The sequence below is a fragment of the Mycobacterium syngnathidarum genome (genome assembly GCF_001942625.1).
In the GTDB taxonomy this organism is placed as follows: domain Bacteria; phylum Actinomycetota; class Actinomycetes; order Mycobacteriales; family Mycobacteriaceae; genus Mycobacterium; species Mycobacterium syngnathidarum.
This window is the reverse complement of the sequence record NZ_MLCL01000093.1, coordinates 262,717-271,165: the sequence shown is the minus strand read 5'-3', so window position 1 is coordinate 271,165 and position 8,449 is coordinate 262,717. Positions and strand designations below refer to the sequence as shown.

General features: G+C 63.7%; 6 protein-coding genes and 2 tRNA genes. All 8 read right to left on the bottom strand.

Annotated elements, in window-relative coordinates:
• Window positions 1-164 (bottom strand): helix-turn-helix domain-containing protein (locus BKG60_RS30995; RefSeq protein ID WP_162562104.1); only part of this gene is annotated, 164 nt, incomplete at its 3' end.
• A 132-nt stretch (window positions 165-296) separates the two neighbouring features.
• Window positions 297-701, bottom strand: coding sequence for a hypothetical protein (locus BKG60_RS32875; protein ID WP_423226862.1), 405 nt, complete (start codon window positions 699-701; stop codon window positions 297-299).
• Between the two features lie 338 nt (window positions 702-1,039).
• Complete coding sequence (locus BKG60_RS30985; protein WP_075910487.1) at window positions 1,040-1,522, bottom strand: hypothetical protein; 483 nt, start codon at window positions 1,520-1,522, stop codon at window positions 1,040-1,042.
• 5 nt (window positions 1,523-1,527) lie between these two features.
• A complete protein-coding gene (locus tag BKG60_RS32645) occupies window positions 1,528-2,517 on the bottom strand; it encodes an amidase domain-containing protein (RefSeq protein WP_242671665.1) in 990 nt (329 codons plus the stop codon).
• A 784-nt stretch (window positions 2,518-3,301) separates the two neighbouring features.
• Window positions 3,302-3,374 (bottom strand) — tRNA-Ala (locus tag BKG60_RS30975).
• A 153-nt stretch (window positions 3,375-3,527) separates the two neighbouring features.
• Window positions 3,528-3,601, bottom strand: a tRNA-Ile gene (locus BKG60_RS30970).
• 56 nt (window positions 3,602-3,657) lie between these two features.
• Window positions 3,658-4,572 carry a DUF3566 domain-containing protein gene (locus BKG60_RS30965; RefSeq protein WP_075910486.1) on the bottom strand — a complete coding sequence of 305 codons (915 nt, stop codon included), beginning with the start codon at window positions 4,570-4,572 and terminating at the stop codon, window positions 3,658-3,660.
• A 52-nt stretch (window positions 4,573-4,624) separates the two neighbouring features.
• A complete protein-coding gene (gene gyrA, locus BKG60_RS30960) occupies window positions 4,625-8,392 on the bottom strand; it encodes an intein-containing DNA gyrase subunit A (protein WP_075910485.1) in 3,768 nt (1,255 codons plus the stop codon).
• Window positions 8,393-8,449: the final 57 nt, after the last annotated feature.

The window sequence follows — 8,449 nt, the reverse complement described above, 5'->3', positions numbered from 1 at the left end:
GCTGCTTCGCCACCGTCGCGATAACGGTCGGCCCATTTCTTGGCTGTGGCCACCGAACATTGGAACCGCTCAGCCGCGCGCCGCAAACTCCAGCCCTGATCAACAACCGCCTGCGCAAGCCGCAACCGCCCACGAGGAGTCAACGAAGCATTAGCGTGGACCATGAGGACCTCTCGGTAATCGGATGTGCGTGTTTGGTAACCACACCGATACCGGAGGTCCTCACCTACTTCCGCTCACCACGCCGTTCACAACCTGTCTGGGAGTTACACCTAGGGCGCGCAGGGAGGCGACGGCTACCCTTCGCCGCCGCTGTCGTCATCGCCGGCACCGTGATTCGGGTTGGTACAGATGGTGCCCTCACACGGCACATCCGACCCGTCCCCGTTCGGATTGGGCATCACCGCGCCACCGTTCTCCTCCGGATTGTCACCGGCACCATGGTTGGGGTTGGTGCAGATGGTCCCCTCACACGGCACCATCGAACCGTCACCGTTCGGGTTGGGCATCATCGGCACGGTGGTGGTGGCTTCGCCGGTCGTCTGCGGAGCTGCCGGCGCTGCCGGCGCGTGGCTCGACGACGTGGTCACCGGAGGAGCCTGGGGGCTGCTCGGGCCCTGCTGGCTGCTCTCGGTACCGCACGCGGCAGTGCTGAGCACGAGAGCCGCCGCGACAGGAAATATCTTGTGCAAACACTTCATGTCGGCCGACGGTATCAATTGACGCCGGTGTCGTCGGGACATTCTCCGATGTCCTACTGGAAATACCCATGGCACAGCGGCATTCGTCAGGCCCGGTGTCAACGCTGAGCCAGAAAAGCGGTTCCGTCAGCTAAGACCGGAACCGCTTCAGGACCGAATTGAGTTGTGGAGCCTAGGAGATTCGTTATCCCTAGGTCAGCCATTGGCGTACACCACGACCAGGACGAGTCATACGCGACCACTCCGTGGGCTGTCGTGGCCGGATTATCTACAGGAGTTCCGCGACGGGGCGTGACATGACAGCGCTGACGGCAGCCGTTCATCGCGGGCTCTCGTGGCTATGGCACGAAGTAGAAGGGCTCCCAGTAGCTCATTTCGGCGATGGCTACGACGCCGATCGTCCGGTTGAGTGGTTGCTTGTCTGGGCACCGCGCCTCAACGGTCATATCGAAGCGGTAGGTCGAGCTCTCGGTCGAAAGTCCAGGCACTTGCTGCCTGCCTTGCTCTCCTCGATCCTCGACCGACACCAGGTGGTATGCGCAGCCGGGTGCGGGCATGACCGCCTCCACTGTCTGCCGTTGTTCGGCCGATAGCACACCGTTGGGACGAAGAAGCGGAACCTGGTTCACCTCGCGGGTGTTCAACCCGGTGACCAGCCGCTCTGCCCACTCACGTTGTTTGTCGGGGCCATAATCACCCATCGACAAGCCGTCGCTGCTCGACGGCACGGTGCATGCCCACGCCACAGTGCCGACCACCGCTGCCGCGAGCACGGCCACGATCGCGGCAACGCCGCGGTGCGCGCTGAACCAGTCACTCATTCGGGTCATTCTCCTGGGTATCTCAGATGAACGAACTCGACCTGGGCAGGAGCACGGGTGTACTCCGCCGAATCTGGCATCCAGTCGCCGTGCGTCTTGACGCCGCCAGAGTGCTGGTTGATCACGTCGGTGGGCACCCCGTTGATCATCGTTTGACCTGTGTACACCGCCACGTGGTTAATCCCGCCGTCGGCGTCCTTGTAGTAGATCAGGTCGCCAGGAAGGCGACCGGCCCGGGACGGAGCTAACGGGTCGAGACCCTCGCGGCTCGGAGTAGCAACCACTCCCACGATTTCGCCTCGACCGGAATGCTGGGTGACGAAATTATGATTCTCCTTCGCCAGCGTCCAGGTTTTCGATGAGGTATTTCCCGGGAACACCAGTCCGTCGTTCTGGTAGTACCAATCGTCACTGTCTCCGCGACGCCAGTCGTCTATGCCGTTGCCCACATCACCGAACCCACCGGCCCGCATCACTTGTGATGCGAAGTTCGTGCAATCCAAATCCCCGCCCCCGAGAGATTCGTAGTCAGGGTTGAAGCCCTCGGCCCACTTCTCCGCATACTCCACTGCGGCACGACGACTCTCCGACAACGGTGGCCCCGGAAACAGTGGCGGGTTCTGCTTGAACTCGTTGCTCGCTAACTGGACCGGGCTGTCCGGCTCGGCGCCCTCGAATCGAATCCCCTCCAACTCGGAGGCCTTATCCTGTAGTTGCCTACCGCCGAACTCATCGGCCTGCACCAGCCGCTCGGCGAACCATCGGATATCCTCGGCGTGCTCGCGGGCCGCCTTGGTGCGCTCGGCCATCGTTGTGACATCTATCGGGCGAGTGTCACGCACCGCGAGGTCTTCACCGACTTTGAACCCGTTCGCCTCGGCCTCCGCGATCGCCTCCAATGCTTGGCGTTTGGCCGCGCGGATCCCGATCGACCGCAGCGTCTTTGGCATCCCCGTTCCACTCTGTCCTGATGATGTTGTCTCGGTGTTGGGCAAAGGCTTCGTCGGACTCTGCCGCCATCGCACGCCAACGTACTGCCGCATCAGTCAGATCGCGGGTATCCCACTCCTCGATCTCAGTCCGCGTCGGCAACCCGCCTGACGCGTCCGCAGCAAGGCTCGCACAGTCCCCGCAATACTGTCGGCGCTACCACCGTCGGTCTCGGCGTAGCGCTGGCCACCTTCCCGCAGGGCGGCGGTTTGCCCAGACATGCGCGCAGACTGGCGGCCGCGAACTGTTCTGATCGCCGTGTCCAGGGCCGCGATGCCAACACTGCTCGACCGCGAACCGGCCGATGTGCCCACAGCTGCGTCCGTCAACGTCGCCGCCGCAACATCCCCGCTGGCAGCGGCTGCGCGAAGGTCGCTCGTGTTCACGTTCAATTCGTTTGCCATGCCAATCCCCCAAGCGGCCAGATCTTGATGACTGGAGGTTACCGCAGCCTCGCCATAGGAGGACCGCGACCATCGGATCTGGCGGCTGGCTGCTCACCACAGGTGAAACGGTGTGTGGATGTCCTCGGCGGTCAGCGGATCGAGGGAGCGTGATCGGTGCTGTCAACTGTTGTGGGGTCGCAGAACATGCTTGGACACGAGTCCGCGGGCCTCACCCTGGACCGGTCCGGCCACCTCTACCCGTTCGACGTCGAGGCAGTCTGTATCGCATAAACAACATGCTGACCAGTGCGGTTACTCGCAGTTGTGGTCAAAATGTGGCCGCCAACAAGAAAAGCGGTTCCGTCAGCTAAGACCGGAACCGCTTTAGGACTGAATTGAGTTGTGGAGCCTAGGAGATTCGAACTCCTGACATCTGCCTTGCAAAGGCAGCGCTCTACCAACTGAGCTAAGGCCCCGAATCTGGCGGCGATGCTGGAATTTCCAGGTCGTGCCAAACTTCTTCACCGTGACGTGATCGCCAGACGATCACCGCGGCGGCTGCGATGCCGGCCAGAAGTATGAACCGCATGGCGCAACCTCTCGATGATCACCGGTTACACCGGGTGTCGTGGGCCTAGGAGGACTCGAACCTCCGACCTCTTCGTTATCAGCGAAGCGCTCTAACCGCCTGAGCTATAGGCCCGAAAATTGGGATCGACCGAGCGCAGAGATTACCGCACCCGGGCGCAGACTCCCAAATCAATCCCGGTCGGCCAGCGTGACCTCGACTCCGCCGACCAGGTCGGTGGTCAGGTTGTAGATGAACGCCCCGATCGTGGCCATCGCACACAGCACCACGATGTTCACCAGACCGATCAGCGCCGCCCCGCCGAATATCGTTCCACTGGACACCAATTCGCCCCCGGAGGCGCCGCTGGCGCTGGTCAGGAGGTCGCCGACGTTGCTGTTGAGCTTGCTCCACACACCCATGGCGCCGAGCACCAGGTACAGGAAAGCCACCGCGATCATCCAGACGAAGAACAGCACCACCGACAGCACCAGTGAGACCTTCAGCACAGTCCATGGATCGACCCGGCGGATCTGCATGCTGGCCCGGACCGGCCCCTGATGCGCGGTGCGGTTGGACACCTGGATCCGGGTGGTGGGGCTGTTGCTCGAAGATCTGGCCGCCGCAGCGTCGGAGGACGTTTTGCGCTGTGCCGGGCGCGGGGCCGGCCCGGACAGATCGGGAATCTCACTGGCGTAGGCCTCGGACCGGACGGGCTCGCTGCGCGGCGCAGATGCAGCGCCCTGGGCCGCCTGGCCCGCCTGGCCCGAAGACGACGGCCGGGCCGGGCGTGGTTGCTGCTCGGTCTCCTGGTTCTCCGAACCGGCGACGAAGCGCTGCAGCCGGGCTTCCACACCGGGGGAGTGGGCGTTCGGCGTGCGGGCACTCTCGTCGCGCGTCTCGGTTGCCGGGGGCGGCGTGGTCCTGGCGGTCCCGCGCTGCCACGGCGGCGCTTCACCGGTCTCGGTGATCTGCCCGCCGGCCGGTCGGGCCTGAACTCCGGCAGCCTTTCCGGTGGTCGACGCCCCTTCGGCCCCTGCAGCCCCGGAACCTGAGCCGTTGGAACTGCCGGACCGGTCGCCCGCCCGCGGGTTCGGTGAACTCACCTAACAGCTCCTTAGCTCAGGCCGAGGTCCGCGTCGGGCCTCGGCGACAGCGTCATTCCTCGTCGGACTCAACACCAACCGGGTCCGAGTCCTCCTCGGCGTTGCGCGCAATCGCAATCAGTGTGTCGCCCTCGCCCAGGTTCATCAAGCGGACACCCTTGGTCTGACGTCCAGCCTTGCGAACCTGACGTGCAGCGGTCCGGATCACGCCGCCACCGGAGGTGATGGCGTAAAGCTCCGTCTCGTCGTCGACAATCAGCGCTCCGACCAGACTGCCACGTTTGCGGTCGTACTGGATCGTCAGGATGCCCTTGCCGCCGCGGCCCTGGGCCGAGTACTCCTCGATGGCGGTGCGTTTGGCGTAGCCGCCGGACGTCGCGACCAGCAGATATGTGTCCGGTTGGACCACGTTGAGCGACAGCAGCCGATCGTCCTCGTTGAACCGCATGCCCTGTACACCGGAGGTGGCCCGGCCCATCGGCCGCAGTGCCTCATCGGTTGCCGAGAACCGGATCGACTGACCGTTGGCACTGACCAGCAGCAGGTCGTCGTCGGACGAGCACAGCACCGCACCGACCAGCTCGTCGCCGTCACGCAGGTTGATGGCCACGATGCCGCCGGAGCGGTTCGAATCGAAGTCGACCAGCTTGGACTTCTTCACCAGACCGTTGCGGGTGGCCAGCACCAGATACGGCGCATCCTCGTAGCCCTTGATCTGGATGACCTGGGCGATGCGCTCCTCGGGCTGGAAGGCCAGCAGGTTCGCCACGTGCTGGCCGCGCGCGGTGCGCGAGGCTTCCGGCAGGTCGTAGGCCTTCGCCCGGTACACGCGGCCCTGGGTGGTGAAGAACAGGATCCAGTCGTGCGTCGAGCACACGAAGAAGTGGTTGACGATGTCATCGGCCTTCAGCCCCGCACCCTGTACGCCCTTACCGCCACGCTTCTGGCTGCGGTACAGGTCGGTCTTGGTGCGCTTGGCGTACCCCGTCTCGGTGATGGTGACGACGACGTCTTCGCGGGCGATCAGATCTTCGTCGCTGACGTCGCCGTCGGCGGGAACGATCCGGGTCCGCCGGTCATCGCCGTGCTTCTCGACGATCTCGGCCAGCTCGTCGCGTACGATCGCGCGCTGCCGTTCCGGTTTGGCCAGGATGTCCTCGAGGTCGGCGATCTCGGCCTCGATCTTGGCCAGATCGTCGATGATCTTCTGACGTTCCAGGGCGGCCAACCGGCGCAGCTGCATGTCGAGGATGGCCTGGGCCTGGATCTCGTCGATGTCGAGCAGCTCGATCAAACCGGCGCGGGCGATATCGACCGTTTGCGAGGCGCGGATCAGGGCGATCACTTCGTCGAGGGCGTCGAGCGCCTTGACCAGACCGCGCAGGATATGGGCCCGCTCGTTGGCCTTGCGCAGCCGGTATCGGGTCCGCCGGATGATGACGTCGAGTTGGTGTGCGACGTAGTACCGGATCATCTGGTCCAGGCGCAGCGTGCGGGGCACTCCGTCGACGATCGACAGCATGTTCGCGCCGAACGAGGTCTGTAGCTGGGTGTGCTTGTAGAGGTTGTTGAGCACGACCTTGGCGACGGCGTCGCGCTTGAGCTCCACCACGATTCTCAGGCCCACGCGGTCACTGGACTGGTCCTCGATGTTGGAGATACCGCCCAGCTTGCCGTCGCGCACCTGCTCGGCGATCGAGGTGATGAAGTTGTCGTGGTTGACCTGGTAGGGCAGCTCGGTGATGACGATGCCGGTACGGCCGCGGCTGTCCTCTTCGATCTCCACCACACCGCGCATCCGGATCGAACCGCGACCCGTCGTGTAGGCGTCCTGGATGCCCTGCGATCCGACGATCAAGCCACTGGTGGGGAAGTCCGGGCCCTTGACCCGTTCGCACACCGCGGCGAGGGTGGCCTCCTCATCGGCCTCGTGGTTCTCCAGGCACCAGTACACCGCCTCGGCCAACTCCCGCAGGTTGTGCGGCGGGATGTTGGTGGCCATACCGACGGCGATACCGCCGGAGCCATTGGCGAGCAGGTTGGGGAACCGGCTCGGCAGTACTGTCGGCTCTTGCACACGGCCGTCGTAGTTCGGAATGAAATCGACTGTCTCCTCGTCGATTTCACGCAACATCTCCATCGCCAGCGGGGTCAGCCTGGCTTCGGTGTTGTGACTGACGAACCCGTTGGTGATGAACGCATGGTCGTCGGTGTCGACGCGCAGACTGTACACAGGCTGCACCCCGGCGTCGGTCACCGACTCAACCTGGGCGAAGTAGAACCGTCCGTCGGTCAGGTCCGTAGCGACCGCACGAACGTCCTGATCCGCGATGTGACTGAGAATCTCAGTGCCGTTGCGGCGCCACCGGTCTAGCCGATCGATGTTGTGCTTGCGCAGCCATTCCCGGTCCATCCAGCCGCCACCACCATGAGTGCGGATGAATTCGGCCAAGCCCGGCACATGGTCACCGTCGAGTCCTTTGGCCGTGGCAGGGAGCGCCGACAGAATCTGGTTCAGCTTGGTCTGCTTCGCGCCACCGAAGCCGACTTGCGCGGCGAACAGTTCCGCCTGAGCACGGTTGGTGATGACGACCTTGTACTCGCCGACCGCGTGTCGGTAGCGGCGCGAAACCACACCAAGCTCCAGCAACATCTGCTGAACGTCGACTGCCAGCTGCGCACTCCGAGTGGAGTATGAAACCTGAATAGCGTTGCGCGGCAACGACGAACATGAGCCATCACCTTCGAACAATGCCTGCAAGAACACGCGCTTGACCGCTGCCGGGGCACGCCACATCCATTCCGGCACGGCCTTGTCGGCAGACCGTTGACCGACCAAATCGCCAAGGCGCGAAGCCTTCAACGCGTGCAGATTGTGAACATCGAGCTCGTGCAGCCACGATCCCGACGAAATGGTCCGCGTCGATACATACCGCTGGCCGCCTACAACTGCGTCATACGCCTCCACGACCATGTCGAAGAAATCGCGATCAAGATTGTTGAACCCCGCTCGGTTCTCGGACACGAAACCTTCGCTGATGAAGGCGCCCAGTAGTAATGCTTCCAGGGTCTCGTGCCAATCTGCGGGCCCGAACTCAGCCGGCTGCGTGCGCTGAATCGCGACCCTGTCGCCCGGTCGGATTTCTTCGATCAACTTCCACAGAAGCGTGGGAACACCCGCGACATCGACCAGACACAGGAGAGGGTGGTTCTCGGTACCCGTGACCGTATAACCCTCATCCGTCTTGACGGCGTAGGTCTGGTGCTCACCGGAATGGAACAGTCGATCGGCAACAACAGGGTTGCCGTGGCGGTCCTGGACCTTGAGTTCGATGACGTTGTCGGATTGCGGACGAGCATTCGGCACGATATCGGCAATTCGTACCGAGTGACCGAAGGGGAGGCGCACCAGCGCGTCGCCGGTCACGCAATAACGCATCGCGGCCGCGGGATCGTTACCCGGCGAACCGAAGTTGCCCTGGCCGTCGACCAGTGGGTAGCGCAGTGACCACGGCTGGGCCATCCGGACCAGGGTGTCGTAGATCGACGCATCACCGTGCGGGTGGTAGTTACCCATCGTCTCGGCCACCGAGCGCGCCGACTTGGCGTGGCTGCGATCGGGACGGAAGCCTGAGTCGTACATCGCGTAGAGCACGCGGCGGTGCACGGGCTTGAGGCCGTCGCGCACCTCCGGCAACGCACGACCCACGATCACGCTCATCGCGTAATCGATGTAGCTGCGCTGCATTTCGTGTTGAATGTCGACCGGTTCGATGCGGTCGGAGGCTCCGTCGCCGGGTGGCAACGTGGTGTCAGTCATGGATTCCTCGCTCGTCGGCTCGGCTTGATGAGGTCAAAGGACTTGGCCGCGTGGCGG

Coding starts and splice junctions, on each gene's coding strand:
- BKG60_RS32875 (WP_423226862.1), bottom strand. CDS start 701: ATGAAGTGTTTGCACAAGATATTTCCTGTCGCGGCGGCTCTCGTGCTC.
- BKG60_RS30985 (WP_075910487.1), bottom strand. CDS start 1,522: ATGAGTGACTGGTTCAGCGCGCACCGCGGCGTTGCCGCGATCGTGGCC.
- gyrA (WP_075910485.1), bottom strand. CDS start 8,392: ATGACTGACACCACGTTGCCACCCGGCGACGGAGCCTCCGACCGCATC.